Source organism: Jejuibacter sp. L23 (genome assembly GCF_050815825.1).
GTDB lineage: Bacteria > Pseudomonadota > Gammaproteobacteria > Enterobacterales > Enterobacteriaceae > Jejubacter > Jejubacter calystegiae.
On record NZ_CP138199.1, the window covers coordinates 2,701,199 to 2,727,997 of the forward strand.

Below are 26,799 nucleotides of genomic sequence, written 5' to 3' on the forward strand. Positions count from 1 at the left end.
AAATTGACATGGTTATCTTTTTTATTATTTACCCACACAAAACGACTGGTTAATTAATCCGAGGAATATTTAAGCAATATAATAAATTTTCAGAGAGCGGTCACAAAATATAAAGGATCAGCATCGCTGAAAGGGATAAAAATAAAATAGACTCGTTTCACAACATAACTTCACCTCAGAAGATGCAGTATGAAAATAAAACCCCTGCCGCCGTTAAACAGCCTGGTCGCATTCGAGGCGGCTGCCCGTCACCTTAGTTTTACCCTGGCCGCCCATGAACTCAGCGTGACTCAGGGGGCCATCAGCCGCCAGATTCGTCAGCTTGAAGAGTTTCTGGGCAGCGCGCTGTTTACCCGTATTAATCGCCATATTCATCTGACCACCACCGGGCTTCAGTACTATCAGTCCATCAGCAACGCGTTAATCGATATCGCCAGCGTAACGGGAGACGTGAAAAAGTGGCAGGGCGAGCACAAGGTTACGGTCGCCACCACCAACGCCATGGCGGCGCTGTGGCTGCTGCCCCGGGTGGCCGCCTTTCAGAGCGAACATGAGGAGATCGATCTCAGGATACTCGCCTCTGACAGCATCCACGATCTGCGGCGGCTGGACTGCGATATCGCGCTGTTTTACTGCCGGACACCGCCGCTCAATATGAAGGCGACGCCGCTGTTTTCCGAACAGGTGTTCCCGGTATGCAGCCCCAGTTATCTGGCGCGTATCGGCTCCCCCACCACGCCGGAGGGACTGTTCAGCAAGACGCTGCTGTTTCTGGAAGATTCCCACACCGACTGGCTGGACTGGGAAGAGTGGTTCGCCGCCGTCAATCTGCCGCCGTTTCAGCCGAAGAACCACATTAATATCAATAACTACCCGATGCTGTTGCAGGCAGCCATTAACGGCCAGGGGATTGCGCTGGCCTGGGCCTCTCTGGTGGACAGCTATCTGGAGTCCGGGGCGCTGATCCGCCCGGTCAGTCATACCCTCTCTACCGCCTCCAGCTTTTCGCTGCTGGAGCCGGTGGGTAAAGGGGTGATTCCAAACAGCGTCAGGCTGTTTCGCGAATGGCTGTTGAAACAGTGCCCTGCGGCGGTGGCGCAGGCGGTGTGACCCTCATCGCGGCCTGCCCCCTCACCCCAGCCCTCTCCCTCACCCCGGCCCTCTCCCTAAAAGGGAGAGGGAGAAAACCAGCAGCCAGCCAGTTCCCTCTCCCTAAAAGAGAGAGGGACAAAACCAGCATCAGCCAGTTCCCTCTCCCTCCGGGAGAGGGTTAGGGTGAGGGAAAACTACGCGCTCTTCTTCTCAACCAGCGCGATTTCAGGCAACGGCGTCACCGGCCCATCCAGATGCGCCGGTTCGGGATGCACATGTTGCGGCAGCATGGTCCAGGGCACCGGCTCACGACGGATAGTGCGAAACAGCGTGACGCTCATTAGCGCAATAAAAATCGCCACCGGGAAACCGGCAATAATCGACGCCGTCTGCATCGCCTTCAGGCCTCCCGCATAGAGCAGTACAGCGGCAATGACTCCCACCATGACACCCCACACCACCCGTATTAACGGCGGCGGCTCGCTCTTGCCTTCGGCATTCAGGATGCTTAGCACCAGGGTGCCGGAATCGGCGGTAATCACAAAGTGCATCGCCAGCAGCAGACAGGTCAGTACGCTCAGGGTCTTGCCGATAGCGTCATAAGGCAGGGTGTTAAACAAAGCAAACAGCGCGTGGGTGGTATCTTTTTCGGTAGCTTTCAGAATCGGCCCGCCGTGAAACGGTGCCGCCTGCTCCGCCCCGCCCTGATGACTGGCCGCCGCCACGCTCTGCTGGTGCTGCTGGCGCACCTGCTGTTCGGCTTTAAGCGCCGCACCGCCGAATACCGCAATCCAGATAAAGCTAATCAGGGTCGGCACAATCAGCGCCCCGCCAATCAGTTCACGAATGGTGCGGCCCCGGGAAATTCGGGCAATAAACATCCCGACAAACGGCGCCCAGGTCATCCACCACGGCCAGAAATAGGCGGTCCATGAATTCTGCCAGTTGCCGTCTTTCTGAGTATCGCTCCACAGGCTCATGCCGATAATATTTTGCGCATAGCCGCCGGTCGTCTCCAGCAGCGAATTAAGGATGTAGCGGGTGGGGCCAATACAGAGCACGATAAGCACCATCACCAGCGAGATCAGCATGTTCATCTCGGCCATACGGCGAAAGCCTTTGCCAACTCCGGAAAGCACGGAAGAGACCGACAGCGTACTGAGCGCGACAATAATCAGCAGCATGCCGCCATAGCCGATATGAATACCAAAAACCTGCCCCAGTCCGGCGTTAATCTGTAGCACCCCCATCCCCAGAGTCTGGGAGATGCCGAAGGCCGTCACCGCCACGGTCAGAATATCCACCATATGCCCCAGCGGGCCATAAATGCGTTTACCAATGAGCGGATAGAGAATGGAGCGAAGCGTCAGGGGAAGGTTTTTGCGATAGGAAAAGTAAGAGAGCGCCAGGGCGACAATAATAAACAGCGACCAGGGATGCAGCCCCCAGTGAAAAAAGGTCAGCCGCATCGCCATAGCGGCGGACTCATCGCTGAGCGGCGGTGAAAATGGGTTTCCGGCATAGTGCCACATCGGCTCCGCCACCGACCAGAAGATAAGCCCGATGCCCATCCCGCCGGAAAACAGCATTGCCACCCAGGATCCAAAGCTGAACTCCGGCTTTTCATCGTCCCTGCCCAGCCGAATATGGCCGTAGCGGCTGACCATCAGATACAGCAGGAACAGCACCACCGCCGATACGCAGCCGATATAAAACCACTTCATGCTGTATAGCAGCAGTTCAGAGGTGCTTTCGAAGTATTTAAGCGCCTTGTTAGCCAGGATGGCGCAGAACAGGACGAAGCCCACGACCAGTATTTTTGACGCTATCGTCACCGTCGGGTTTAACCCCTTAAAGATGCCGGATGTTGCTCGCATTCACTCTCTCCTTCCTCTGTTTATTTATTTTTATTGTGTTACACCTTTGTTAATTTCAAATGAGAGTAGAGAGCCGCCCTTTTGCTTTCAAGTGATGATTACTCATCAATAAATGATCGGCGCTCATGCGAATAATAAAAAACAGCCTTATTTGCTGTTATTTTCGTTATTTAATCCACAAATCTGCAATGGATGACTTTTTCTCATTAATGCCCGGCAAAAAAGTCGTTTGTCGGTGATGAGTTTGTTAAACACACTCTGCGCTATTCACATATTCATCAGCAATATGTGTCACACAACGAGCAATGTTTATTTCAGGAGCGCAATAAAATGAACAATGTCAGCCCGCAGGCGATCCCCATCGAATTTGTCGACCGGGTGTTAACGCCGATTAACGAAGCCACCGGCATGCCTAATGAGGCCTATATCAGCCGCGACTATTTCCAGTTCGAACGCGATAAAGTACTGGGCAAAACCTGGGCCTGTATCGGATTCAGCGCCGATCTGCCGGAAAAAGGCTACGTTAAACCGGTAGACTTCATGAATCTGCCGCTGGTGATGATGCGCAACCGCCAGGGCGAACTTCAGGTTTTTCATAACGTTTGCAGCCATCGTGGCATGCGGCTGGTGCAGGATGCGGGGCCGATTCAGGGGATGATCCGCTGCCCTTACCACTCCTGGACCTACGATCTGGACGGCAACCTGAAGGGCACCCCGCATATCGGCGGTATCGGCGTGCATAAAGATGAGCGCTTTAAGTGCGAAAAGCACGGTCTGAAAGCGCTGCGCTCCGCCCAGTGGATGGGCATGATATTCGTAAATCTTTCCGGCGACGCCCCCGATTTTGCACAGCATATCGCCCCGCTGGAGCAGCGATGGAAAAGTTTTCTGGGTCAGGAAGGGCTTTCCCTGCTGCGTCAGGCCGATAGCAGCGGCCGCCTGGAAATTGAGGTGCAGTGCAACTGGAAGCTGGCGGTCGAAAACTACTGCGAAGCCTACCATCTGCCCTGGGTGCATCCCAGCCTGAACAGCTATTCGCGACTGGAAGATCACTACAACATCATGTTTGACGAGCGCTTCGCCGGTCAGGGCAGTCTGGCCTATAACCTGTCGGATACTGCTGGCACCCACCTGCCCAAATTCCCGGCCTGGCCTGCAGACAAACTGCGCCACGCGGAATATGTCGCGCTGTTCCCCAATGTGCTGCTGGGAATTCAGGCCGATCACGCCTTCGCCATGATGGTCGAGCCCATCTCTGCCGAACAGAGCGTTGAGCACCTGCGCCTGTTCTATGTGGGCGATGATGCCGCCACCGGCACCCAATACGCCGCCTGCCGCCGGGCTACCGTCGAGTCGTGGCGGGTTGTGTTCGGAGAAGATATTGGCGCCGTGGAGGGCATGCAGCGCGGCCGCCATTCGCCGGGCTTCGGCGGCGGCGTCTTTTCGCCGGAGATGGATGAACCCACCCACTTCTTCCAGAAATGGCTGGCAAGCCAGGTGAAAACGGCGTTGGGGGCCTGACGGATGGATCACTACCTGAACTACATTGCCGACCAGTGGTGCGACGCCGAACGCGCCCTGACCATTGATAACCCGGCCAGCGACCAGCCCTGCGCCACCGTGGCGCTGGCCGATACCCATGATGCCGATCGCGCCATGGCTGCCGCCCGCGCCTGCGTTGACAGCGGCGCATTAACTCAGGTGCGCCCGGCTATAAGAACCGAATGGCTGCTAAAAGCGGCTCAGGCCATTCGCGATATCACCGAACAGGGCGCCCGGCTGTGCTGCACGGAAAACGGCAAGCGCCTGCAGGACGCCCGTGATGAATTTAGCGAAGCCGCCCGTTACTTCGAATACTACGCCGGAATGGCCGATAAGCTGGAGGGTAGCGCCATTCCGCTGGGTGATGAGTATCTCGACTTTACCCAGTATCTGCCGTTTGGCGTTTCGGTACAGATAGTCCCCTGGAATTTCCCGGTTTCGATCTGCGCCCGCTCGCTGGCGCCCGCGCTGGCGGCCGGTAATGCGGTGGTAGTGAAGTCGCCGGAGCTGTCACCGCTGGCGATGACGCTGCTGATTCGCGCCGTGGTCAGTGCCGGTTTCCCGCCTGGCGCGGTGCAACTGCTGTGCGGCGAAGGCGCCGAAGTGGGCCAGCATCTGGCTACTCATCCGCAGGTCGATCAGATTGTCTTTACCGGATCGGTCGCCACCGGGCAGTCCATTCTGCGTAACGCCGCCGCCCGGGCCACGCCTTCGGTGATGGAGCTGGGCGGTAAATCCGCCGCAGTGGTGCTGGACGATGCCGATATCGATGTGGTGCTGGAAAGCGTGCGCAATGGCATCTTCTTTAATTCGGGCCAGGTCTGTTCCGCCCTTTCCCGCCTGCTGGTGCAACGTTCGCGCTATGAGGAAGTGAAGGCGGCCGTCGTTGCTCTGGCGGAATCACTGACGACCGGGCCTGGCGACCATCAGCAAAGCGATATCACGCCGCTTGTCTCACGCCAGCAGCAGCAGCGGGTACTGGCGATGGTCGATCGGGCCCACGCCGAAGGCGCACGCCTGCTGACCGGCGGTGACGCGCCCGAACTACCCGGCTACTTTGTGGCCCCCACGGTTATCGAAGCCGAACCGCAGATGACCATCGCTCAGCAAGAGGTGTTCGGCCCGGTACTGACCCTGATGCCGTTCGACAGCGAAGCTCAGGCGATAGAGATAGCCAACGGCACTCCCTTTGGTCTGGTGGCTGGGGTATTTGGTCAACAGATGGACCGCACTCTTGGCGTGGCCCGGCAGCTTCGCGGCGGCCAGGTGTTTGTGAATGAGTGGTTCGCAGGCGGTATAGAGACGCCTTTTGGCGGCGTCGGGCTTTCCGGATTCGGTCGGGAAAAGGGCCAGCAGGCCATCTACGGCTATGTCCATACCCGGAATATCGCTATCCGCCTGAGAACCCAACCGCGTTAACCCTCTACCCCGCTCTGCGGCGGGGTAGCCGACCCGACGGAGTACCCTATGGCTTATAAAAAGTGGCTGTGTGTGATTTGCGGCTTTATTTACGACGAAGCCGAAGGCTGGCCCGACGACGGCATTCCCCCCGGCACGGCGTGGGACGCCGTGCCGGATGACTGGGTCTGCCCTGAATGTCTGGTAGGCAAAGCCGACTTTGAGATGATTGAAATCACCGACGACCAGCCGGAGCCCACCGCAGACGCCATTCCCTTTGTCGCTCTGGCGACATCTCAGGAGCCGGTGGTGATTGTCGGTAGCGGCCATGCAGGTTATCAACTGGCTTCGGCCCTGAGAGCGCTGTCTCCGTCGCTACCCATTACGCTGTTTACCGCCGACGACGGCGCAATCTACAGCAAGCCGATGCTCTCCTGCGCCCTTGCCAGCGGTAAAACGGCCGAACGGCTGCGTCAGAGCAGCGCCCTGGAGTGGGAACAACAGCTCAATATTCGTCTTTATCCCCATACCCGGGTGCTGAGCATCGATCGCCAGCAGCGTAGGCTGGAGACCAGCATTGGCCCCTGCCATTACGGTCGACTGGTGCTGGCTACCGGCGCGGAGCCGATTCGTCCGGCCATTAACGGCGATGCTTCAGCGCTGATTAGCGTCAACCAGTTGGCGGACTATGGCCGGTTCCAGGAAGCCATTGACGGTAAGCGCCATATCACCATTCTGGGAGACGGGCTGATCGGCTGCGAGTTCGCCCACGATCTGGCCGGTGCCGGATATGCGGTGACGGTGGTAGGGCTGGGTCACTGGCCAATGGCGACCCTGCTGCCCCAGAGCGTGGGCCGCGGGCTGCAAACCGCCCTGAGTCGGATGGGCGTTACGTGGCGGCTGAATACCACACTGGTCGCCGCGGCGCGCAGCCAGGGGGAATACGCCTGGCAGCTCACCCTGAGTAACGGCGAACTGCTGGACAGCGATCTGGTACTGAGCGCCATTGGCCTGAAACCCAATATCGGGCTGGCGCAGCAGTGCGGTTTGTCCGTCAACAAAGGGATTTGCGTTAACCAGTACGGCCAGACCAGCGATGACGCGATTCTCGCCATCGGCGACTGTGCGGAATTTCCGGGCGGCTGGCGGCCCTATATCGCACCCATTAACCAGGCCGTTCCGGCGCTGGCGCAGAGTCTGAACGGCGTTATGACGCCAGTCGATCAGACGCCGGGGCCGGTGATTGTCAAAACCCCGAACGCCCCGCTTTCGTTCCATCCCCCTTCAGGCCCCGGTCAGTGGCATACCGAAACCCGCGGCGCCGACCTGATGGCCTGGCACTATGACGACAGCAATATTGTGACCGGCTTCGCCCTGCTGGGCGCCGGAATACAGAATCAACGCAGCGGCTGGATGACGGAGATCGTCAACGCCAGCGCTGCCTTACGGTTTAAGGAATTATGATGATTCATCTTCCTCATGACGATAGCGAATGCGGCTGGTATCAGGCGCTGGCGCCGCGTACCGCCTGCCCGACGCTGCACGGCGAATGTCAGGCAGATTATGTAGTGGTCGGCGCTGGTTTTGCCGGGCTGGCTATCGCCCGTCGCCTGGCAGAGCAAGCCCCCGAAGCTCGTATCGCGCTACTGGATGCCCAGTGCGTTGGTCAGGGGGCTTCCGGGCGCAACTCGGGGTTTGTGATCGACCTGCCCCATAAGTTTGCCCTTGAACATCCGGATCCCGCCCATAAGCAGAAGATCCTCGGCCTGAACCGCTTCGCAATAGCCCGACTGGAACGGCTTATCGAAAACTACGCCATCGAGTGCCAGTGGTCAGCCACCGGCAAGTATCAGGGAGCGGTCGGCGAGCGCGGTCTGGCTTATCTGGAGCACTTTGAAAGCCTGATGCGCGATCTTGGCGAACCCTGGCACAGCGTGGACGGCCAACAACTGGCCAGCGTGCTGGGTACTCACTACTACCAGCGCGCCATCTATACTCCCGGCTGCTACCTGATGCAGCCCGCCGCGCTGGTGTGCGGTATGGCCGACGCGCTCCCGGAAAATGTGACGCTGTATGAGAATTCGGCAGTCCGCTCCCTCAATCGCCACGGAAAAAACTGGACCTTATACACTGACCGGGGTTCGGTCAGCGCCCCCACGCTACTATTGGGCACCAGCATTTTTACCCGGGAGTTCGGCTGGCTGAAAAATCGGCTGCTGCCGGTGATGACTTTCGCCAGCTGGACCCGGCCGCTCAGCGATCGCGAACTCCAGCGTTACGGCGGACAGTTTAACTGGGGACTGACCCCGGCGGACCATGCCGGTACTACCCTGCGTATCACCCAAGACCGACGCATTATGATCCGCAACACCTATAAGTACGTGCCGCGCTACGGCAGCAGCGTGCGCGACGACGTTCGCCAGCATATCCGCCGCGACCATCGGCACGCTTTTGAGACCCGCTACCCGGAACTGGCCGAGGTACCCTTTTCCCACACCTGGGGCGGTACTTATGCGATGTCGCGTAACTTCACCAACTTCTTCGGTAAGCTGGATGAAGGAGTATACGCCTGCGCCTGCGACAACGGCGTCGGCGCCGCCTGGGGCACCGTTTCCGGCACAATGCTTGCCGATCTGGCGCTGGGACAGGAATCCACCCTGCTGGCGGATATTCAGGCCGTCACCGGTATGCCTTCACGCAATCCCCCCGAGCCGCTGCTCGGTTTGGGGGTGCGCAGCCGGATCCGCCTGGCGAGATGGCAAAGTCGGGGGGAACTGTAGTGGCGTACTCGTAACAAACGGGGCGCAAAGAGCGCCCCGTGAGACTGATGACAAACCTGGGCCGAACACGTTCGGCCAGAATCACCAGAAAAATAAACAAGGAAAATCAATTCATTGATTTTCGGCTGATAACCACAAAGAGGGAAAAACCACGTTTTTTCCCTCTTTGTCATCAACCTGACGGGGCGCAAACCGCGCCCCGTCATTCAATTCAATACACCAGAGATTCCCCATCCAACGGCGCACTAACAAAATTATCGATTTCATTAATTCGCGCATATTCCATTAAATCACTACGCGTCACCAGACAGTGATTAATGGCTTCCATATGGGTGGCGACAATTTGCGCCTGCGGCAGTATCAGATGTGCCTTAATCAGATCCTCTTTGCCAAAAATGATCGGTCCATAGTGAAGAATATGGGCCCAACCGGTATTCATTATCAGCACATCGGGTCGATGTTTTGTCAGATTATCTTCAACTGATGGCACCCAGATAGAATCGCCGATCAGATACAGCGTTTTTTCGTCCGGATGCTTAAACACCACGCCGCTGGCATCACCCAGCCGTGCCGCAATATCGGGGTTGGCATAGGCGGCATCGGTGCCGTGCTGGCAGACGGTTTTAATCAGCGCGATATCCCCGAACAGGGTCTGCTCCGTCAGCACCGTCAGCCTGGTGAATCCCTGGGAATGCAGTAGTTGCTCATCGCTGCCGTTCTGCACGAAGATCGGTTTGTCTTTGGGGATCTGCGCCACGGCAGCGTCATCCCAGTGATCCGGGTGGGTATGAGTCACGATAATGGCGTCAACATCCAGTAATGTGGCTATATCAAAGGGCAGTTCGACCATCGGCACCCGAATATCCGAACGCACACAGCCTTCATAGCCAGGGTAAGCGTCTTTCTCTGCCAGTAACGGATCGATAAGAAACTTTTTACCGGCATATTCGATAATCTGGGTAGCGTTACGTACCTGGGTAATTTTCATTGTCTGCTCCTGTCAGTTTTAGCTATAGCGGCTATGGGCTTTAGTATGCTACAGCCAGCAGATATCACTATTCGCCCAAAGGACAATCAGCGATTGTTTTGGGCCAAAACGACAGGAGTTTAAAGTCGCCTGCAAACAGACGGCTTTTGGCGGGATATTACTGTGGCGGAACCAGTACCAGAGGCAAAGAGAAAAACGGCGGACCGTAGCCCGCCGTAAATTATCGGTTAGTCATCTGCGCCGACGCGCACCACCACCTTACCGAAGTTTTTCCCTTCCAGCAGGTCGATCAACCCCTGGGGCGCCTGCTCCAGGCCTTCGATTACCATCTCGCGATAGTGGATCTTGCCTTGCTGAACCCAGGGGATCATATCGCGGCGGAACTCGTCAATCCGGTGCCCGTAGTCCTGACCGATAATAAAACCCTGCATCCGGATGCGCTTTTTCAGGATGGTGCCCATCAGTAGCGCCAGGCGATCCGGCCCCGGCGGCAGCTGGGTGGCGTTATAGCCGGAAACCAGGCCGCATACCGGAACACGGGCGCTGGTATTCAGCAGCGGTAACACCGCATCGAACACCTTACCGCCCACGTTTTCATAGTAGATATCGATACCCTGCGGACAGGCTTTGGCCAGCTGTTCGGCAAAATCCGGCGCACGGTGATCCAGGCATTGATCGAACCCCAGAGTCTCCACCGCATAGCGGCATTTCTCTTCACCACCGGCCACGCCGACCACCCGGCACCCTTTCAGCTTACCGATCTGCCCCACGGTGGCCCCGACCGGGCCGGTAGCGGCGGCAACCACCAGGTTTTCCCCCGCCTTCGGCTGGCCGATATCCAGCAGCCCCATATAGGCGGTAAAGCCTGGCATCCCCAGTACGCCAAGGGCCCAGGAGGGATGCGACGGATTGTCGCCCAGCCCCACCAGTCCGCTACCGTCGGAGAGCTGATAATCCTGCCAGCCGCTGTAGCTGAGCACCCAGTCGCCGGCCTGATAGTCGGGATGATGTGACGTCACCACCCGGCAGACAGTACCGCCCGGCATCGGCTCGCCCAGTTGAACCGGCGGCGCGTAAGACGGTGCATCGCTCATTCGCCCACGCATATAGGGATCCAGCGACAGCCAGACGGTGCGCAGTAACACCTCACCCTGACCCGGCTCGGGAACAGGACCACGTTCCAGACGGAAATTCCCGGCGACCGGCGCCCCTTCAGGACGGGAAGCCAGTACCCAGCGGCGGTTCTCTTGTTGTGTCACGATTCACTCCTGTGCTGTTCAAACTCCCCCATAGCATAGCCCTTTGCGCCAGCGACTGGCGCCCTTCTTTATGTAATGCCCTGTTTCCGGGGGATGAATTTGTTATCCTCAGCCCTTGATTCACGGCGAGCTCCCTGTTATTCAGAAAGGGATAACAACTGATAAACGGACAGGGAACACCATGAATATTCGCCAGGCGCGGGTCGAGGACTGCGCCGCCATTGCCACTATTTATAACCATGCGGTACTGCATACCGATGCTATCTGGAATGAGCAAACCGTGGATGCCGATAACCGCATCGCCTGGCTGAACCAGCGCCAGCAGGTTGGCTACCCGGTGCTGGTGGCCTGCGAGGACAACGACGCGATAGCCGGGTATGCCTCCTGGGGAGACTGGCGCGCCTTTGAAGGATTTCGCCATACCGTGGAGCATTCGGTTTATGTCCATCCCGACCATCAGGGCAAAGGTATTGCGCTCCGGCTGATGGAACAGCTGATCGCCGAAGCGCGCCGTCAGGGCAAGCATGTGATGGTGGCCGGCATCGAGTCCCGTAATCGAGCGTCATTGCGGCTGCATGAAAAGCTGGGATTTCGGGTGACGGCACAGATGCCGCAGGTGGGTGCCAAATTTGGCCGCTGGCTGGATCTGACCTTTATGCAGCTACAGCTCGACCAGCGGTCGCAGCCTGATACGCAACAAGGCGCCTGATTTCAGGCGGTGCCCGTTCGGCGCACCGCCTTTTTACTATTACTTTTTCTGGCCGCTGCGCCGCGCGCTTACGGTCGCCAGCGCCGCCCAGTCCAGCTTTTCATCGCCGTGGGCCAGAGCATCCAGATAGCTGTCGCGCAGTACCCCGGCGATGCCCATGGGGACGTTACGGCTCTCTGCCGCCTGCTGGGCCAGCCGCACATCCTTCAGCCCCAGCTTCATGGTAAATCCGGCAGGCTGATACCTGTCTTCAGCGATCATCGCGCCGTAATTTTTATAGGCTGGCGCAGAGAATAGCGTGGAGGTCATCATGTTCAGAAAATCCCCCTTGCCCACGCCCCAGGCTTCCACCAGTGCGGCACTTTCGCCCATGGTTTCGATGGCGCTGGCCAGCATAAAGTTGGCCGCCAGCTTCACCGCCGCCGCCTGCTCCGGCAGCTCGCCAAAGCGCCAGGTCTGTTTGCCCAGCACATCAAACAGCGGCTGAACTTCGTTAAGGGTGGCCTCTTCGCCCGCCGCCAGAATATTCAGCTGCCCTGCGGCCGCCACATCCACCCTGCCCAGTACCGGCGCCGCCACGTAGCGCAGCTTCTGCTCGCTGCACAGCTGCGCCATGCGTTGGGTAAAAGCGACCGAAACGGTAGCCATATTGATCCAGACAGCGCCGGGCTTCAGCGCCGCCAGCGCGCCGCTTTCCACCACCACGCTGTGGGTGACATCGTCATCCGCCAGCATCGAGATCAGCACATCCGCTGTTCCCACATCGTCCGGCGCGCGGCAGACCCTGGCGCCCCGGGCAACCGGCTCCTGAGTCGGTTCTTTAGAGCGATTCCATACCGCCAGTTCATGGCCTGCGGCCAGCAGATTCAACGCCATGGGCTGCCCCATGCCGCCCATACCGATAAAAGCAATGTGCATTGTTAATGCTCCTGAATTCAGAGAATAGTGCCGCCGCGGGTCAGGCGTGCGTTACGCTCTTCACTTTCCCGCTCCATATCTTCTTTGTGTTTGCGGCCATGGTGAGAGATGGCGATGCGCAGGCGCTGCTGCTGCTGATAACGATCGTCGCGCCCCAGTTCGCCGTCGTTGCTTAACGCAATCAGCAGCTCATTCATATGGGCGATGACTCCCTCTTTAATCGCCGCATCAACGCGGGTGGAAACTTCATCCAGATGGGACATATCGCCTCCTCTTTTCAGTCTGTTAACGCCGCCCCCTGCTCAGGCGACAGCGTTATCAGTTTATCACTGATTGTCAGTGGGATGCGGATATTGAGGCGGTCAGGGTAACGAGTGGCGGAAAGTTGGACGATGTCAGATTCACTGACTCATTCACCGGCTAATTCATTCGCCATTTGTTGCAATTCGTTTTTCAGCCAGTGGGTTGCGCCGCGTTTGCCGCTGCGTTTATGGGTGTAAATCTTCACGTCAAAAGGCGGTACATAAAACGGTAATTCAAAGATTTTAATTCGCGTCGTACGGGCAAACTTTTCGGCAGCGCTACGAGGAATCGCCATCAACATATCGGATTCCTCAATAATAAAGGGGGCACTCAGCATTGATGGGGTTTTAACGGTAACCTGCCGGGTATGCCCCATGCGTTCAAGCGCCAGATCGAGAACGCCGTACGCCTCATTCCATGGGGTCACCACCAGATGCCTGGCCGCCAGATAATCCTTCAACGTTAAATGCGAGCGCTGCATATGGCTGATAACCACGTAGTCGTCTCTTTGCCAGCAGATAGCGTCCAGATCCGGGTGCTCCGTTTCATCCCGGGCGCTGAATCCTAACGCCAGATCGACATCTCCCGCCAGCAGTTCCGTTAATGCCGGACTGTGTGGCAAATAACGCAATTCAAAACCAAGACCCGGCGCCCTGTGTTGCACTCTGTTCATCAACGCAGGGAAGATGCAAAAAGCGGTAAAGTCCGTGATGGCAATCTGTAAACAGTCGCTGCTAACGGCGGGGGAAAAATCGGGTTGTGGGATCAGCTCCTGGTTTAAAAAGGCTAATGCAGAAGCGATGGAGGGGGCTATCTGCGTTGCGTACACGCTGGGGCACATTCGATGGCCTTCCCGATAAAAGAGCGGATCGTTTAGCGCAATCCGCAAGCGAGACAGCGCATGACTCAAAGCGGACGTGCTCATAATCAACTCTTCTGCCGCCATCCGGACTGAGCGATGGCGATAGATAGCGTCAAATGCCGGTAACAGGTTCAGATCGATGCGCCGCAGGGCTGGATGCATAGTATTCATCATTATGTGATTTCATTGCACTTAATTCTTTTAACAATACTGATTATGCTGTCAGCAGACAATCTCAACGTCCACACGACATAAACGGCAGGAAAAACAATGAGTATGATTATTCGCCAGGCGACCCCGAACGACACCCAGGCCATCTACGACATGATTTATGAACTGGCGATTTACGAAAAAGCCCCCGAAGAGGTCGTAACCACCCCTGATGAGATCAAAACTTCGCTGTTTGGCGCAGACAGCAAAACCGAAGCATTGATCTGTGAAATAGCGGGTAAAGCGGTGGGTTACGCCGTCTTTTTTACCAGTTATTCCACCTGGCTTGGCCGTAACGGCATTTATATGGAAGATCTCTATGTGTCACCCGCCTTTCGCGGCAACGGCGCCGGTAAAGCGTTAATGAAAACCATTGCCCGATATGCCGTAGCCAGACAGTGTGGCCGCCTGGAATGGAGCGTGCTGGACTGGAATCAACCCGCCATCGACTTCTACCTGAGTATCGGCGCCCTTCCACAGAGTGAGTGGGTACGCTATCGCCTGTCCGGAGATGCGCTTATCAACTTTGCGGAATAAGTCCCGACCTCATAGCAGACTGTGGCGCTGTGTGCCATAGTCTGCCGCGCTAACCCCCCCTCCTTTCCAACGCCCCTTCTCAGGACTCACACCAAATAAGCCATAGTCTGCGCCAGCATTGTGCATTACACTTTGCGCTGCAAAACTGAGTAGATAAACGATTAAGCAGGTACCAGGCAATGAAAGGAACGATCACAACGTGGTTTCAGGATAAAGGTTTTGGCTTTATCAAAGATGAAAATGGCGAAAACCGCTATTTTCACGTGATTAAGGTCGCCAATCCTGAGTTAATAAAGAAAGATGCTGCGGTGACGTTTGAGCCCACCACCAACAACAAAGGGTTGTCCGCCTATGCGGTGAAGGTGGTGCCGGAAAGCAAATACCTCTATATCGCGGGTGAGCGCCTGAAGCTCACATCGATCAAGTCTTACCTGGTGTATAGCGAAGAGGTGCCTGCCGATACCCGTATTGATAAAGAGAACGCGGTGCTGTCCGTAGGGGCGCTAATGAACAGTATCAAACCGAAGTCTGACATAAAGCCCGGTGATATGCGTTCCCTGAAGAAACTGGCGATTACCACCTTCCAGGGAACGATTTTGATCTTCTCGGAAGACGAGATCGACATAGAGGCCACCGTGAAGCTGCTCAAGGTCTGATACCCTTACGTCAGAGATTATCAACAGATTTGGAAACCAGGATGACAAAACTCACCCTACAGGAGCAGATGCTCAAAGCAGGACTCGTGACCAGCAAAAAAATGGCCAAGGTCCAGAAAACCGCCAAAAAATCACGCGTTCAGGCCCGCGAGGCAAGAGCGGCGGTAGAAGAGAACAAAAAAGCGCAGCTTGAGCGCGACAGACAGCTAAGCGAGCAGCAAAAGCAGGCGGCTTTGTCGAAAGAGTATAAAGCCCAGGTAAAACAGTTGATTGAAATGAATCGAATCTCCATTTCAAAAGGCGATATCAGCTTTAACTTCACCGACAATAACCTGATTAAAAAAATTGACGTGGATAAGCTGACACAGACGCAGCTTATCAACGGCCGTCTCGCCATTGCCCGCCTGACTATCGATGGCAGGGATGAGTGCGAATACGCGATTATCCCCGCCAGCGTCGCCGATAAAATCGCCCAGCGCGATGCCAGCAGCATTGTATTAAATAGCACGCTGAGCCAGGAAGAGCAGGATGAAGACGATCCTTATGCCGACTTTAAAGTGCCGGATGATTTGATGTGGTGATACGTCCTTGTGCATACAGATTCAGGGCTGCGAAAGCAGCCCTGGCAAACCATTCAGGGTGGTTGTTAGATTTATAAATGATTGCTATGGATAATTACTGGTTCACATAATATTAGGGAATAAAGTGATATCTCCGGTGTTTACGACTTTTTCATATAACGTGACTGGCAGATATCCCCACCCTATTAGAAAGCATCATCCCGATAAAAAGCGAATTACTCCGGCTTTTTTATTTATATCAAAAAATTCAGAATGCATCGTTGACAGCTCAATTTATGATCGATAACGTCATTGCTCCACGTAATTGTCAGGCATAACAGGACTTTTCTTATTATTGTGTTAAATGGAGTTTTAAACGATGGCAATCCCTGCGTATTTATGGCTCAAAGATGATGGCGGTGCTGATATCCGTGGCTCCGTGGATGTTACTGGCCGTGAAGGTAGTATCGAAATAATCGGCCTCAATCATGGCGTCGAACTTCCCACTGACAACGCAACTGGCAAAACAAAGGCACCCCGGAAACATTCCCCATTCACTTTTGATAAAGAAACCGATGCTTCACCCCTTATCTCTATAAGGCCGTGACCACCGGGCAGAAGCTCCAATCGGCAGAGGTGAAGTATTATCGTATCAACGATACCGGACAGGAGGTTGAATATTTCAGTACGTTAATGGAAGGCGTAATCGTTATCAGCATCGGGCCAGCTATGTATGACGTTAAATCGAAATACGGTGAGCAGCGAAACCACCTTGATCTGGTTGAACTGATGTACGAAAAAATAACCTGGCGTTATGCCGACGGTAACATCATTCATTTTGACAACTGGAACGAACACGCAACGGCACAGGAAGGCAACCATGGGATGGAAATATGAACAAAGCACCGGCAGACTGTACAGCGGGAGCGAACTGGTTGAGACGGGTTACTCCGGCGTCTTGACCAATAAGAACAACCCCGATCGCCAGCAGGTAAGAGGAATGGGGCCACTTCCCAGGGGAAAATATCGGATTGCGGGGCATTCTGCCTCCAAAGGTCCTTACACCATTATCCTTGAGCAGATATCCGGAGATACGTTTGGCCGATCTGCGTTTCGTATACACGGCGAACGAGTGGGCAAGCCTGCGGGATTCGCGTCGCAGGGTTGTATCATAATGTCCCTGGCTACGAGACGGCGCGTCTTGCGTGAGGGCGGAACACTTGAGGTTGTGCGATGAAGCGCCTGGGGTTGTTACTCCTGCTTCCGGGCGTGGTTGCCACCTCCGTGGCGACGACAATAAACTGGCCTGATGCCCTGAAAGGCGTCGCTGCCGGTGAACAGATATGGCTGAATCAGATATCCGACCTTGCCGCTGCTGCTGATGTTAATCAAGCGGTGAAACTGGAAGATGCGTTGTCTCTGGCGCTGGCGGCCAATCCCCCCGGGGCGCTGGATGCGCTCAGTGTCATTGATGCCCACAAATGGCCATATATGATCGGGACAGATATTGTCTGCGGTGTGCCAGTTGAAAAGCCCTCTGCAATTGTGGAAGACTTTTATCAGCGGACACGTCTGGCGCTGCTGAGTACCGATAAGGGTGCATCCTGTTTGTGGTTCCTTGAAGCAACTTACGAAGAATGGAAAGCAGACAAAGCCCATCAGGTTAAGTAAGCTTAATTGCCCCGGTCAGTCAGTGGCCGGGTAATTATCTCTTCTCTCCCCCGATTTTTCCGAATTGTCAGCGTGTTGGATGAAATATACTACAACCCGATAACACATATGATTTCCCACAGGAGCCCTATGTTTCTGACCAGACTCCCCCCATCACTGATTCTGCTGACGGTCACCGCCCTTCCCCTTAGCGCAATGGCGGATGCCTCTGTCGCTGCGTTGATTAACGACAGGCTCTCTTTTATGAAGGATGTGGCGGGCGATAAGGCCCGGCATCATCTGGCGATTGAAGACCTGGCCCAGGAAAAGCGGGTACTGGAAAAGTCGGTGGCCGAGGCGCGCGCTATGGGGCTGGATGGCGCCAGCGTAGCGACTTTTATTCAGGCCCAGATGGATGCCGCCAAAGCGATTCAGTATCGCTATCGCGCCGACTGGCTGGCGGCCCCGGAAAGCGGCTGGTCCCCGCGACCGTTAGCGGAAATCAGGGAAAAAATCGCGCAGTTAAGCCAGCGTATTCTGGCCCAAACCGCCGAACGGCTGAAATCCGGGCAGCCCCTGAGCGATGCTGAAAAAGCGCAGTTTATCCATACCCTTGCCCAGAAAAACCTGAGCGAAAGCGATAAGCAGCGACTGTGGCAGACGCTAAAACAGGTGCGGCTCGCCAGCCAATAGCGCAAGAGAGCGCCCCGTCAGTTCGCTACGCGTGGAAGCCCGGGTGCGCACACCCAGGTGAAAGCATTCATTCAGGGAAGGATAAGCTGCAACAGGGGATAGCGTTCTAACCACCGTTTTGAAACTAAGCGATGCCTGAAAATAGCGAACTTTTCCCGTTCGAATTGCGGTGTTGGCCTGAGTCGCAGTTCGAACAGATCGTCAAGGCCCCAGGGCGCAATAATCTCAATAAGGCCCGTATCCCCTATTCTGACGGCCACAGCCGTAGCGGTCTCTGGCCAGTATCGCAGCGCATTCTCTGTTGAAAGATAAGGAACATGCTCGTTACGCTGATGCATTCTGGCCTGATTCTTCACCGACCAGTTGAACGAAGAATGCTGCTGGCTAAGTCTCTCTTCCAGGTCGCGATCCTGAGCGGAGTCGCACGTTCAGCGTCAAACCAGACCACGTCCACATCGCCAGTGACGGGCCTTTGCCCATATCCATGTAAGTAATCCCATACGGCATCCCGTACAAAACCGGCACCGATCCAACCATCGCAGAGTTGTAAAGCCCGAACCGCGTAAAGGGCCTTCATCCGTAGAGGATCGTTTAACAATAATCGCTGCAGTGTTTTTTGATATTTCATAGAAGAGCGCTCTTTCCTGCCCCCCACTCAGGATGGCCAGCCTGCCAGCACCTGATTGATTATCGCCTCCAGCTTGTCACGCCCCACCCCCGCCTTTGCCTGGATAGCCATTCCATTGAGTACGGTACACATATATGCAGCTAAGGCTGCGCAGTCGGCAGTCTGAGGCAAGTCGCCTTCGGCTTTAGCCTTTTCAAATCTTTCACACAGCTGTGCTTCTCCAGCTTCACGCGCTGCTATCAACGCTTTTTGTACCGGCTTTGCAACGTCAGAACAGGCCAACGCACCGTTGATTCCCAGGCAGCCAGTATGTTCCGGATAGCGGGTATGCAAATCCGCGGCGGCGCGCAGCATATACGCCGCTACCTCTTTTGCGGTTGGCTGCGTCAGCGCTACCGGAAAGAAATCCAGGTAATGCGAGTGATAATGCTCCAGCGCACGCAGAAACAGCGCTTCCTTATTGCCAAAAGCGGAATAAAGCGCAGGACGCTCCACGCCGGTTGCTCTGGTTAAATCAGAATACGAGGTCCCCTCATACCCTTTGTTCCAGAAAACACCAAGCGCCGCATCCAGCGCCTCTACCACATCAAATTCGCGATTGCGTCCCATCACATGACCCCGTTATTTCATAACGACCGATATTAAATCGCTTGACGGGATAAGTCTAATTTCATAACGTCCATTACGATATTGACGCAATGAAAGGTTCCAGGTCCCACAACGGGGTCAATCATGAATGGAAGGAATGTGTTATGCAGAAATCATTAGCAGGTAAAGTAGCACTGGTCACAGGTGGGTCGCGCGGGCTTGGCGCTGTTATCGCCGAGCAATTTGCCGATCAGGGCGCGGATGTGGTGATTACTTATGTCGCATCTGGTGAAAAAGCGGAGGCCGTGGCAGAGAAACTGCGAGCAAAGGGCGTACGGGCGTTGGCTATTCAGAGCGATCAGGCTGATACCTCTACCGCTCAACCTCTGATTCAGGAAGTGCTTTCACAGTTCGGTAAGCTGGATATTCTGGTGAATAACGCGGCCATCGCGGTTCAGGGCAAAACGGTGGACGACCCTCAGCTTGATACCCTTAATCTTGATCGCCAGTGGCAAACCAACGTTATGGGACCGGTGGGAATTACCCGCGCCGCTGCGCAGGTTCTGTCTGCGGGAGGCCGGATAATCTTCATTGGCTCCCTGATGGGCGGCCATGTTCCCTTCGCGGGCGCCGCCGACTATGCGGGAACGAAGGCGGCCATCGTAGGCTATGCCAAAGGCGTGGCTCGGGATCTTGGCGAAAAGAATATCACGGTAAACGTTATCCAGCCTGGCGTAATGCCAACAGAGATGTCGCGTGAAGCGTTAGGCGAATCGGTTCCGGAATCACTGATGGATCTTCACCCTATTCGCCGCATAGCTACTCTGGAAGAGGTCGCCGCAATGGTGACTTTCCTGGCAGGCCCGCAAGGGGGATATATTACAGGTAGCGCTATTGATATCGCCGGCGGATTAAGTATCTGATGCCGTAGCTAAGCCGGAGAAATCCGGCTTAGCGTTTCAGACTAACAACGCTGGCATCCTCCCCTTCCCTCCATCAAACTACTTAGCCGGGTGCGCCTTCAGCCACGCCTTCATCTGATTAATTTCCTGCTGCTGGGCGGCAATCACACTTTCCGCCAGGCGACGCATTTCCGGATCCTTACCGTATTTCAACTGGGTCTGGGCCATCTCTACCGCACCGATATGGTGGGCCAGCATACCACGGGCAAATGCCCGATCCGGATCCTGCTCGTTCATGGCCGCCATCATCTCATCGTGCATGCGCGACATTTGTTGGTGATACTCCTGATTCATTGGACTGGCGTGCTGTTCCTGCGCTTGTGCGCTTAATACCATACAGGGGAGCGCCAGCGCGCCGCTGAGCAGAAGACAAAGTGGCAATCTCATCCCGATCTCCTTAGTTTCATCTCACGATTGATGCCAGTAAGTCTGGCACGTACGCCGCAATAAACCAGGAAAAAGCCCATGGTTTATGGCGTAAATTATGCTTGAATAGTTGTGATACCGACTCTGTAAGGAAAACCACAGATGAACATTCGTCGTCAATCCGCTCTCGCCATTATTCTGGCCAGCTGCTTCGCCATGCTTTCCGCCCCAACCCTTGCTAACCCCGGTAACGGCAATGGAAACGGTAATGGGAAAGGCAATGGTAATTCGGCCTTCCACGGCAATAAAGGTAACGGCAACCCGGGCAAAGGAAATAACGGCAACCACGGTAATAAAGGCAATAACGGTAAAGGCAATAGCGACAAAGGCTATGACAACCGCGGTGATGATTACGGTGGCCACGGCTCCCGCAAGCGCGGCTACCATCCGGATAATATTTCGCTGGATATCAGCATTCCGGACCTGCGTCGTCTGGCGGTCAACCACGGGCTGACCGGTTACCGTTCCCTGCCGCCGGGCATCGCCAAAAACCTGGCCCGTGGCAAACCGCTGCCTCCCGGCATCGCTAAAAAAGCCGTTCCGGGCGGGATGTTGCGCGATCTCCCGTACTATCCCGGCTATGAGTGGCAGATTGCCGGCAACGATCTGGTGCTAATCGCCGCCAGTACCGCCCTGGTCACCGCAGTGATTAACGGCGTTTTTGATTGATCACTTTTGAGCCAGCTTCCCGCTGGCTCAGATTTTTCCCCGCATTTTTTTTTGTCATCTCCTCTAAACCTCTGCATCAGCACGCCGATAACTTCGTGGATAAAACGATTTTTATGATGTGCACTTTTCATTGATGCAAGGATCTCTCATGTCTGTAAAGCGTCTTTTGCTTATCGCTTTTTCACTGTTACTGCTGTTGTTCCTGATTGGTACCGCGCTCTCAACCCTGTCGCTAATACGCAGTAACAAGGCGCTGGATAGCGTTAACCGCGAGATCCGTGTCGCACTGTCGATTATCGATCCTATTAACCACAGCCGTACTATGCGGGTGCACATTAACGAGTCGCTATTGCAGGCCGAACGCGCGAATCCGCAAGGTGCCAGCGCGGCGGTAGCAGCGGCGCAGACTGCGCTAAACAAAGGCGAAGCGGCATTTAATACCTATATGGGGCTTCCCAAACAGGCGGATGAGCAGACGCTGGCTAATCGCTATCGCGACGCCTGGCAACGCTACCATCAGCAGGGGCTGGAGCCCTTAATGGACGCAGCCCGCCAGGGCGATGCCCTGCGCACCGCGCATCTGGCCGCCAACACCCTTCCCCAACTGGATAGCGAATTTGAACAGACGCTGGATAAACTGTTGGCCTTTCACGAAAACTATGCCAGCCACCTGAATCAGGGGGCTAAAGGCCGCTTTACCTCCGGCCTGATTTCCATCACGGTAGATACGGCCCTGTTCCTGCTGGTGCTGTTGATGCTGTTCCTGCAAATCAAGCGCCGCATTATCGCGCCACTGGGTGAGGCTCAGGCCAGGTGCGATGAAATGGCGCGTGGCTGTCTGGATCAAGTCATTATTGCCACCGGCCGTGATGAAACCAGCGAGATGCTGCGGGCGCTGGAGCGTATGCGTCAGTCGCTGGCAAAAATTATTCATGAGGTACGTGGCGCGGGCGACACCGTTGCCCATACCGCAGACGAAATCGCCACCGGCAATGACGATCTGTCGAGTCGCACCGAACAGCAGGCCGCCTCTCTGAGCCAGACCGCGGCCAGCATGGAACAGTTAACCGCCACCGTGCGTCAGACCTCCGATAACGCCCGTCAGGCCAGCAGCCTGGCGGAAGAGATGCGCAACGCCGCCCGCGATGGCGACGCCATTGTCGGCGAAGTGGTGATCTCAATGCGCCATATCGAAACCGGTTCTGCGAAAATAGACAGCATTATCGGCATTATTGAAGATATTGCGTTCCAGACCAATATTCTGGCGCTTAACGCCGCAGTGGAAGCGGCCCGGGCCGGTGAGCAGGGGCGCGGCTTCGCGGTGGTCGCCAGCGAAGTACGCAGTCTGGCCCAGCGATCTTCGGTGGCCGCGAAAGAGATTAAAACGCTGATCGAGCAGTCCGGCGAGCAGATCGCCTGCGGCAGCGGCCAGGTCAGTCGCGCCGGTGAAAGCATGACGCGAATCCTGAAAGCGGTGCAGCAGGTTAGCGATCTGATGGATGAGATTGCTATGTCCACCAGCGAGCAGAGCCGCGGCATCGATCAGATAAACCTGGCGGTCAGTCAGATGGATTCCGTCACCCAGCAGAATGCGGTGCTGGTTGAAGAGATATCGGCCACTACCCGGACGCTGACCACCAGGGCCCGGGAACTGAAACACAGCGTGACGCAGTTCCAGCTCGGTTGATAACTATAAAGAGGGAAAACCACGTTTTTCCCTCTTTGTCATCAACCTGAGGGCGACACGCCGTCGCCCTCTCCCGTTACCCCAAATCCCCTCCCGCCACGGGCAGCACGGTGCCGGTAATATAGCTGGCATCGTCGCTGGCCAGAAACAGAATGGCGCTGGCCTGCTCGCGCAGCGTACCGTAGCGATGCATCAGGCTACTATCGGTGGTCTGATCCACCACCTGCTGATACCACGCCTGCTCCCGGGCGTCCGGCGTTTCCTGATTACGCGGCGTCAGGCGCGGCGGCGCTTCGGTTCCCCCTGGCGCCGTGGCATTAATGCGGATACCGCTGCCGCTGTACTCCATCGCCAGCGACTGCGTAATGGCATTCACGCCCCCTTTGGCCGCCGAATAAGGCACCCGGTTCACGCCACGGGTTGCCACCGACGAGACATTGACAATGGCGCCGCCGCCCCGGGCCAGCATAAAGGGCAGAACCGCCCGACAGCCCCACAGGGTGGGAAACAGCGAGCGGCGAATTTCCGCTTCTATCTGCTGTGGTTGATATTCGGCAAAAGGTCGGGCCCAGATGGTCCCCCCCACATTGTTGATCAACACATCGATAGCGCCGAAATGGCCGTGGGCCCGGGAGATAGCCTGCCGGGTGCTTTCCCACTGTTCCAGATCCGCCTCCAGCGCCAGCACCGGACAACCCCGCTCCGCCAGTTGCGCCGCCAGTTCGTGTACAAAACGCGCCCGGTCGATCAAGACCAGGCTCGCCCCTTCCCGGGCCGCCTGCTCCGCCACCTGGCGGCCAATACCCTGGGCCGCACCGGTAATCACCACAACTTTATCCTGAAATCGCATCATTCATTCCTCAGGCCGCCGCGCTCTGGCTCGGGGCGAATTTTTCATAATGGAAGCCGACCGGCGTGATGCCGCGCTCGCGCAGGTTGCCCAGCACCGCATCGACCATCGGCGGTGGTCCGCACAGATAGATATCCACTTCGCCGTCGTTCAGCAACTCATCGCTGAAGTGGTCGGTGACAAAGCCCTTTTGCGGGCAGCTGGATTTGTCATCCGCCACCACCGGCAGCCAGCGGAAGCCGGAAATCTGCCGCGCCAGCGCATCGAGTTCATCGCTCAGAACCAGATCCTCGTCGCGGGTCACGCCGTACAGCAGCGTCACCGGCCAACAGACCTCGGCGCTCGCCAGTTGGCGCAGCATTGAAAGCAGCGGCGCCAGCCCGGTGCCCCCCGCCAGCATCAGCGTCGGGCGCTGGAGCGGGCGCAGCCAGAAGCTGCCCATCGGGCCGGTCAGACTCAGGCCCTGGCCCGGCGCTGCCCTGCCCGTCAGCCAGCCGCTCATCAACCCGCCGGGCACGTTACGGATCAAAAAGCTGACCCGTGTATCGCCGGGACGCGAACTGAAAGAGTAAGCCCGCTGGTGCGGACCGCCCGGCACCTGAATATTGACGTACTGCCCCGGCAGAAAATCAATGCCCTGAGCCAGTTCCAGCTCCAGTTCAATGGCGCTGGGCGACAGCGATTCGCAGCGTATGACCTTCGCTTCGTGGCTGCTAATGGCGGTCTTACAGGCCGATGCCACCCCAGGCACGTCGATCACGCAGTCCGATGACGGCACCATCTGGCAGGTCAGCACCTGGCGCTGTTCGGCTTCGTCGTCTGACAGCGCTTCGTCGATAAAGTCATCTCCCAGGTCGTAGTCCCCACTGGCGCAGCGGCACTTGCAGGTGCCGCACACCCCGTCGGAACAGTCCATCGGCAGGTTAACCTTCTGGCGGTAAGCGGCATCCAGCACGGTTTCCCCCGGATTGCAGCGGATAAAACGCGTGACGCCATCTTCAAAATTCAGGGCGATGTTATAGCTCATGGTTCACCTCGCTTACACATGGTAGATATCAATGACCTGGCGGATGTAGTCATTGTTAAGCTGAATGGTTTTACGGGTGATCCACGGGCGTCCGCCCTCGCCCTGTTCCAGGGTGCAGAAGGTGGTGCCGAAGTAGACATCCGTCTCTTTATAGCGGTGGCTGTAGGTGGCCCAGTTGTAGCGCACATCCACGCTGGCGCCGTTATCGGCCAGGATAGCCACATTGCTAATCATATGGGTGGTGCGCGGCTCCGGGGTGCTGGCGCCGGAACGCTCGGTCTTAATGCGATACACCCGGTCTTCCAGCCCTTCGCGATTCGGGTAGTAGATGAGCGAGATCTGACTGTGAGGATCGGTGGTGAGCCGATCGTCATCGCCCCAGGCTGGCATCCAGTAGACAACGTGCGGGCTGTAGCAGCTTATCCATTCATCCCACTGGCGGTCATCCAGCAGGCTGGCTTCAAAATAGAGGAACTGGCGAATGTCACTGAGCGTCATGATGCCACCTCCACGCGCTGGGTAATGGTGGCGTCATAGCGCTGTTGTTCTTTATCCAGCGCCGCCAGCATGGTGGTTTGCCAGTGGTGATGGTGTGCGATATACAGCGCCTCGTCCTCAGGCTTGATGCCGCTCAGGGTCGGGGTGTAGCCCGAAGCGGTGGCGTGTTCGTCCGGGCCATCTACCCAGTGTACCGCGCCGCGGCTCAGATCGCTCCAGGGCAGCAGTTGTCCGTGATAGCCGTTCTGGCAGGCCCGGAACTCTTCCAGATCGTCCGGCGTGCCCATACCGCTGACGTTAAAGAAATCCTCATACTGACGAATGCGGGTGGCGCGGGTTTCCGCCGGCTCCCCTTTCGGCCCGAAGCACCAGATGGTGACTTCGGTGCGGTCCACCGCCAGCGGACGCACCACGCGAATCTGGGTAGAGAACTGATCCATCAGATAGACATTGGGATACAGGCACAGATTGCGAGTTTCATTGACCATCAGGTCGGCGCGGACTTCACCAAATTCCGCCGCCAGACGCTCGCGCTGTTCCCAGATGGGGCGCACATCGGGGTTTAGCGCCCGGGTCCACAGCAGCATATGGCCGTTTTCAAACCCGTAGCCGCCCCCCAGGCTTTTCGACCAGCCGTTGGCATCTACCGCCCGGGTGCCTTCCGCCTCGTAGTTGCGGCGCGACATGGTAGAGGCATAGTTCCAGTGCACTACGCTGACGTGATAGCCGTCGGCGCCGTTTTCCGCCCCCAGTTTCCAGTTGCCTTCATAGATGTAGCTGGATGAGCCCTGTAGCACCTCCAGCCCTTCGGGAGCCGGATCGACGATCAGATCGATTACCTTACGGGTTTCTCCCAGATACTCTTCCAGCGCTATCACGTCGTCGCTCAGGCTGCCAAACAGGAAACCGCGATAGTTTTCAAAACGCGGCAGCGCCCTGAGGTCGTGAGATCCATCCTGTTTAAAGCCCGGCGGATAGCCACCGCTCTTTTCATCTTTGGCCTTTAATAATTTACCGTTATTGCTGAAGGTCCAGCCGTGGAACGGGCAGGTAAATGAGCCCTTATTGCCCGACTTGCGGCGGCACAGCATGGCGCCGCGGTGAGCGCAGCTATTAATCAGGGCATGCAGTTCGCCCTGTTTGTCACGGGTAATAATCACCGGCTGGCGCCCCAGGGTCAGGGTAAAATAATCGCCGGGTTGGCTAATTTGACTTTCATGAGCCAGAAATACCCAGTTGCCTTCAAAGATATGTTTCATTTCCAGCTCAAACAGTTCTTCGTCGGTAAATATATTACGCTGACAGCGGTAAATATCATTCTGGCGGTCAACAATCAGCGCATCGCTGATTTTTTGTTTTAATCTGTCAAGTTTTTGTTGCATAGCAGGATCTCCCGATAATCAATCCAGGATAAGAGTCTTGTTATTTTA

General features: G+C 56.4%; 27 protein-coding genes and 2 pseudogenes. 16 read left to right on the forward strand and 13 right to left on the reverse strand.

Translation table 11 applies throughout. The annotated features are described in order from the left end of the window. Window positions 1–189 precede the first annotated feature (189 nt). The gene (locus SCU88_RS12440; RefSeq protein ID WP_175340488.1) at window positions 190–1,110 is read left to right on the forward strand and encodes a LysR substrate-binding domain-containing protein; all 921 of its coding nucleotides are present in this window, start codon (window positions 190–192) and stop codon (window positions 1,108–1,110) included. Between the two features lie 176 nt (window positions 1,111–1,286). On the opposite strand, the gene SCU88_RS12445 is transcribed toward SCU88_RS12440, so the two are convergent. Continuing rightward, the gene (locus SCU88_RS12445) at window positions 1,287–2,969 is read right to left on the reverse strand and encodes a BCCT family transporter (protein WP_175340489.1); all 1,683 of its coding nucleotides are present in this window, start codon (window positions 2,967–2,969) and stop codon (window positions 1,287–1,289) included. A 330-nt stretch (window positions 2,970–3,299) separates the two neighbouring features. Here SCU88_RS12445 and SCU88_RS12450 point away from each other — a divergent pair, with 330 nt between their 5' ends. From SCU88_RS12450 to SCU88_RS12465, 4 genes are read left to right on the forward strand one after another with little or no spacing between them, the layout of a single operon-like run. Further along, on the forward strand, window positions 3,300–4,490 hold the full coding sequence (locus tag SCU88_RS12450; RefSeq protein WP_175340490.1) for an SRPBCC family protein: 1,191 nt from the start codon (window positions 3,300–3,302) through the stop codon (window positions 4,488–4,490). A 3-nt stretch (window positions 4,491–4,493) separates the two neighbouring features. Beyond that, window positions 4,494–5,930, forward strand: coding sequence for an aldehyde dehydrogenase family protein (locus SCU88_RS12455; RefSeq protein WP_175340491.1), 1,437 nt, complete (start codon window positions 4,494–4,496; stop codon window positions 5,928–5,930). 48 nt (window positions 5,931–5,978) lie between these two features. Continuing rightward, window positions 5,979–7,373 carry an FAD-dependent oxidoreductase gene (locus SCU88_RS12460; RefSeq protein ID WP_175340492.1) on the forward strand — a complete coding sequence of 465 codons (1,395 nt, stop codon included), beginning with the start codon at window positions 5,979–5,981 and terminating at the stop codon, window positions 7,371–7,373. Next, window positions 7,370–8,689 (forward strand): NAD(P)/FAD-dependent oxidoreductase, encoded by a 1,320-nt coding sequence (locus SCU88_RS12465; RefSeq protein WP_431810003.1) that lies wholly within the window; start codon window positions 7,370–7,372, stop codon window positions 8,687–8,689. The genes SCU88_RS12460 and SCU88_RS12465 overlap by 4 nt, the downstream gene beginning before the upstream one ends. Window positions 8,690–8,900: 211 nt before the next feature. Here the strand turns inward: SCU88_RS12465 and SCU88_RS12470 are convergent, their stop codons facing one another. Beyond that, window positions 8,901–9,677, reverse strand: a complete 777-nt coding sequence (locus tag SCU88_RS12470; protein ID WP_138097565.1) for an MBL fold metallo-hydrolase — start codon at window positions 9,675–9,677, stop codon at window positions 8,901–8,903. Window positions 9,678–9,904: 227 nt separating this feature from the next. Continuing rightward, complete coding sequence (locus tag SCU88_RS12475) at window positions 9,905–10,936, reverse strand: NADP-dependent oxidoreductase (protein WP_431810004.1); 1,032 nt, start codon at window positions 10,934–10,936, stop codon at window positions 9,905–9,907. A gap of 181 nt (window positions 10,937–11,117) precedes the next feature. Between SCU88_RS12475 and SCU88_RS12480 the strand changes: the two genes are divergently transcribed. Next, window positions 11,118–11,645 carry a GNAT family N-acetyltransferase gene (locus SCU88_RS12480; protein ID WP_175340493.1) on the forward strand — a complete coding sequence of 176 codons (528 nt, stop codon included), beginning with the start codon at window positions 11,118–11,120 and terminating at the stop codon, window positions 11,643–11,645. Window positions 11,646–11,684: 39 nt separating this feature from the next. On the opposite strand, the gene SCU88_RS12485 is transcribed toward SCU88_RS12480, so the two are convergent. From SCU88_RS12485 to SCU88_RS12495, 3 genes are all read right to left on the reverse strand, one after another. Next, window positions 11,685–12,563 (reverse strand): NAD(P)-binding domain-containing protein, encoded by an 879-nt coding sequence (locus SCU88_RS12485; RefSeq protein ID WP_175340494.1) that lies wholly within the window; start codon window positions 12,561–12,563, stop codon window positions 11,685–11,687. 17 nt (window positions 12,564–12,580) lie between these two features. Continuing rightward, window positions 12,581–12,826, reverse strand: coding sequence for a DUF2526 family protein (locus SCU88_RS12490; RefSeq protein ID WP_175340495.1), 246 nt, complete (start codon window positions 12,824–12,826; stop codon window positions 12,581–12,583). A gap of 146 nt (window positions 12,827–12,972) precedes the next feature. Then, window positions 12,973–13,902, reverse strand: coding sequence for a LysR substrate-binding domain-containing protein (locus tag SCU88_RS12495; RefSeq protein WP_175340496.1), 930 nt, complete (start codon window positions 13,900–13,902; stop codon window positions 12,973–12,975). A 96-nt stretch (window positions 13,903–13,998) separates the two neighbouring features. Between SCU88_RS12495 and SCU88_RS12500 the strand changes: the two genes are divergently transcribed. The 7 genes and pseudogenes from SCU88_RS12500 (at window position 13,999) to SCU88_RS12530 (ending at window position 18,034) form a co-directional block, all read left to right on the forward strand. After that, window positions 13,999–14,475 (forward strand): GNAT family N-acetyltransferase, encoded by a 477-nt coding sequence (locus SCU88_RS12500; protein ID WP_138097571.1) that lies wholly within the window; start codon window positions 13,999–14,001, stop codon window positions 14,473–14,475. A 179-nt stretch (window positions 14,476–14,654) separates the two neighbouring features. Further along, entirely contained in the window at window positions 14,655–15,131 is a 477-nt protein-coding gene (locus SCU88_RS12505) for a cold shock domain-containing protein (protein WP_175340497.1), read from the forward strand. A gap of 41 nt (window positions 15,132–15,172) precedes the next feature. Beyond that, complete coding sequence (locus tag SCU88_RS12510) at window positions 15,173–15,712, forward strand: DUF2058 family protein (RefSeq protein ID WP_175340498.1); 540 nt, start codon at window positions 15,173–15,175, stop codon at window positions 15,710–15,712. Window positions 15,713–16,070: 358 nt separating this feature from the next. Further along, window positions 16,071–16,588: pseudogene (tssD, locus tag SCU88_RS12515) on the forward strand (type VI secretion system tube protein TssD). Continuing rightward, a complete protein-coding gene (locus SCU88_RS12520; RefSeq protein WP_175340499.1) occupies window positions 16,572–16,928 on the forward strand; it encodes a tlde1 domain-containing protein in 357 nt (118 codons plus the stop codon). Before tssD ends, SCU88_RS12520 begins: the two are co-directional and overlap by 17 nt. Continuing rightward, on the forward strand, window positions 16,925–17,362 hold the full coding sequence (locus tag SCU88_RS12525; RefSeq protein ID WP_175340500.1) for a hypothetical protein: 438 nt from the start codon (window positions 16,925–16,927) through the stop codon (window positions 17,360–17,362). Before SCU88_RS12520 ends, SCU88_RS12525 begins: the two co-directional genes overlap by 4 nt. A 129-nt stretch (window positions 17,363–17,491) precedes the next feature. Then, a complete protein-coding gene (locus SCU88_RS12530; protein WP_175340501.1) occupies window positions 17,492–18,034 on the forward strand; it encodes a chorismate mutase in 543 nt (180 codons plus the stop codon). A 71-nt stretch (window positions 18,035–18,105) separates the two neighbouring features. Here the strand turns inward: SCU88_RS12530 and SCU88_RS12535 are convergent. Then, window positions 18,106–18,662 (reverse strand): annotated as a pseudogene (locus tag SCU88_RS12535) (nucleotidyltransferase family protein). Between the two features lie 27 nt (window positions 18,663–18,689). Then, entirely contained in the window at window positions 18,690–19,271 is a 582-nt protein-coding gene (locus SCU88_RS12540) for a TetR family transcriptional regulator (protein ID WP_175340502.1), read from the reverse strand. A 143-nt stretch (window positions 19,272–19,414) separates the two neighbouring features. Between SCU88_RS12540 and SCU88_RS12545 the strand changes: the two genes are divergently transcribed. Next, complete coding sequence (locus tag SCU88_RS12545) at window positions 19,415–20,173, forward strand: SDR family NAD(P)-dependent oxidoreductase (RefSeq protein ID WP_138097578.1); 759 nt, start codon at window positions 19,415–19,417, stop codon at window positions 20,171–20,173. Between the two features lie 78 nt (window positions 20,174–20,251). Here SCU88_RS12545 and copM read toward each other — a convergent pair whose 3' ends face one another. Then, window positions 20,252–20,599 (reverse strand): CopM family metallochaperone, encoded by a 348-nt coding sequence (copM, locus tag SCU88_RS12550; protein WP_175340503.1) that lies wholly within the window; start codon window positions 20,597–20,599, stop codon window positions 20,252–20,254. 141 nt (window positions 20,600–20,740) lie between these two features. Between copM and SCU88_RS12555 the strand changes: the two genes are divergently transcribed. Then, a complete protein-coding gene (locus SCU88_RS12555; RefSeq protein WP_138097580.1) occupies window positions 20,741–21,307 on the forward strand; it encodes an anti-virulence regulator CigR family protein in 567 nt (188 codons plus the stop codon). A gap of 148 nt (window positions 21,308–21,455) precedes the next feature. Then, on the forward strand, window positions 21,456–22,994 hold the full coding sequence (locus SCU88_RS12560; protein ID WP_175340504.1) for a methyl-accepting chemotaxis protein: 1,539 nt from the start codon (window positions 21,456–21,458) through the stop codon (window positions 22,992–22,994). 76 nt (window positions 22,995–23,070) lie between these two features. Here the strand turns inward: SCU88_RS12560 and benD are convergent, their stop codons facing one another. From benD to SCU88_RS12580, 4 genes are read right to left on the reverse strand one after another with little or no spacing between them, the layout of a single operon-like run. Then, window positions 23,071–23,844, reverse strand: a complete 774-nt coding sequence (benD, locus tag SCU88_RS12565) for a benzoate diol dehydrogenase BenD (protein WP_175340665.1) — start codon at window positions 23,842–23,844, stop codon at window positions 23,071–23,073. Between the two features lie 10 nt (window positions 23,845–23,854). Next, window positions 23,855–24,871, reverse strand: a complete 1,017-nt coding sequence (gene benC, locus SCU88_RS12570; protein WP_175340505.1) for a benzoate 1,2-dioxygenase electron transfer component BenC — start codon at window positions 24,869–24,871, stop codon at window positions 23,855–23,857. 12 nt (window positions 24,872–24,883) lie between these two features. Then, window positions 24,884–25,369, reverse strand: a complete 486-nt coding sequence (gene benB, locus SCU88_RS12575; protein ID WP_421804477.1) for a benzoate 1,2-dioxygenase small subunit — start codon at window positions 25,367–25,369, stop codon at window positions 24,884–24,886. Then, a complete protein-coding gene (locus tag SCU88_RS12580; protein ID WP_175340506.1) occupies window positions 25,366–26,751 on the reverse strand; it encodes a Rieske 2Fe-2S domain-containing protein in 1,386 nt (461 codons plus the stop codon). The genes benB and SCU88_RS12580 overlap by 4 nt, the downstream gene beginning before the upstream one ends. Between the last annotated feature and the right edge of the window lie 48 nt (window positions 26,752–26,799).

Coding starts and splice junctions, on each gene's coding strand:
- SCU88_RS12440 (WP_175340488.1), top strand. CDS start 190: ATGAAAATAAAACCCCTGCCGCCGTTAAACAGCCTGGTCGCATTCGAG.
- SCU88_RS12445 (WP_175340489.1), bottom strand. CDS start 2,969: ATGCGAGCAACATCCGGCATCTTTAAGGGGTTAAACCCGACGGTGACG.
- SCU88_RS12450 (WP_175340490.1), top strand. CDS start 3,300: ATGAACAATGTCAGCCCGCAGGCGATCCCCATCGAATTTGTCGACCGG.
- SCU88_RS12455 (WP_175340491.1), top strand. CDS start 4,494: ATGGATCACTACCTGAACTACATTGCCGACCAGTGGTGCGACGCCGAA.
- SCU88_RS12460 (WP_175340492.1), top strand. CDS start 5,979: ATGGCTTATAAAAAGTGGCTGTGTGTGATTTGCGGCTTTATTTACGAC.
- SCU88_RS12465 (WP_431810003.1), top strand. CDS start 7,370: ATGATGATTCATCTTCCTCATGACGATAGCGAATGCGGCTGGTATCAG.
- SCU88_RS12470 (WP_138097565.1), bottom strand. CDS start 9,677: ATGAAAATTACCCAGGTACGTAACGCTACCCAGATTATCGAATATGCC.
- SCU88_RS12480 (WP_175340493.1), top strand. CDS start 11,118: ATGAATATTCGCCAGGCGCGGGTCGAGGACTGCGCCGCCATTGCCACT.
- SCU88_RS12485 (WP_175340494.1), bottom strand. CDS start 12,563: ATGCACATTGCTTTTATCGGTATGGGCGGCATGGGGCAGCCCATGGCG.
- SCU88_RS12490 (WP_175340495.1), bottom strand. CDS start 12,826: ATGTCCCATCTGGATGAAGTTTCCACCCGCGTTGATGCGGCGATTAAA.
- SCU88_RS12495 (WP_175340496.1), bottom strand. CDS start 13,902: ATGATGAATACTATGCATCCAGCCCTGCGGCGCATCGATCTGAACCTG.
- SCU88_RS12500 (WP_138097571.1), top strand. CDS start 13,999: ATGAGTATGATTATTCGCCAGGCGACCCCGAACGACACCCAGGCCATC.
- SCU88_RS12505 (WP_175340497.1), top strand. CDS start 14,655: ATGAAAGGAACGATCACAACGTGGTTTCAGGATAAAGGTTTTGGCTTT.
- SCU88_RS12510 (WP_175340498.1), top strand. CDS start 15,173: ATGACAAAACTCACCCTACAGGAGCAGATGCTCAAAGCAGGACTCGTG.
- SCU88_RS12520 (WP_175340499.1), top strand. CDS start 16,572: ATGGGATGGAAATATGAACAAAGCACCGGCAGACTGTACAGCGGGAGC.
- SCU88_RS12525 (WP_175340500.1), top strand. CDS start 16,925: ATGAAGCGCCTGGGGTTGTTACTCCTGCTTCCGGGCGTGGTTGCCACC.
- SCU88_RS12530 (WP_175340501.1), top strand. CDS start 17,492: ATGTTTCTGACCAGACTCCCCCCATCACTGATTCTGCTGACGGTCACC.
- SCU88_RS12540 (WP_175340502.1), bottom strand. CDS start 19,271: ATGGGACGCAATCGCGAATTTGATGTGGTAGAGGCGCTGGATGCGGCG.
- SCU88_RS12545 (WP_138097578.1), top strand. CDS start 19,415: ATGCAGAAATCATTAGCAGGTAAAGTAGCACTGGTCACAGGTGGGTCG.
- copM (WP_175340503.1), bottom strand. CDS start 20,599: ATGAGATTGCCACTTTGTCTTCTGCTCAGCGGCGCGCTGGCGCTCCCC.
- SCU88_RS12555 (WP_138097580.1), top strand. CDS start 20,741: ATGAACATTCGTCGTCAATCCGCTCTCGCCATTATTCTGGCCAGCTGC.
- SCU88_RS12560 (WP_175340504.1), top strand. CDS start 21,456: ATGTCTGTAAAGCGTCTTTTGCTTATCGCTTTTTCACTGTTACTGCTG.
- benD (WP_175340665.1), bottom strand. CDS start 23,844: ATGCGATTTCAGGATAAAGTTGTGGTGATTACCGGTGCGGCCCAGGGT.
- benC (WP_175340505.1), bottom strand. CDS start 24,871: ATGAGCTATAACATCGCCCTGAATTTTGAAGATGGCGTCACGCGTTTT.
- benB (WP_421804477.1), bottom strand. CDS start 25,369: ATGACGCTCAGTGACATTCGCCAGTTCCTCTATTTTGAAGCCAGCCTG.
- SCU88_RS12580 (WP_175340506.1), bottom strand. CDS start 26,751: ATGCAACAAAAACTTGACAGATTAAAACAAAAAATCAGCGATGCGCTG.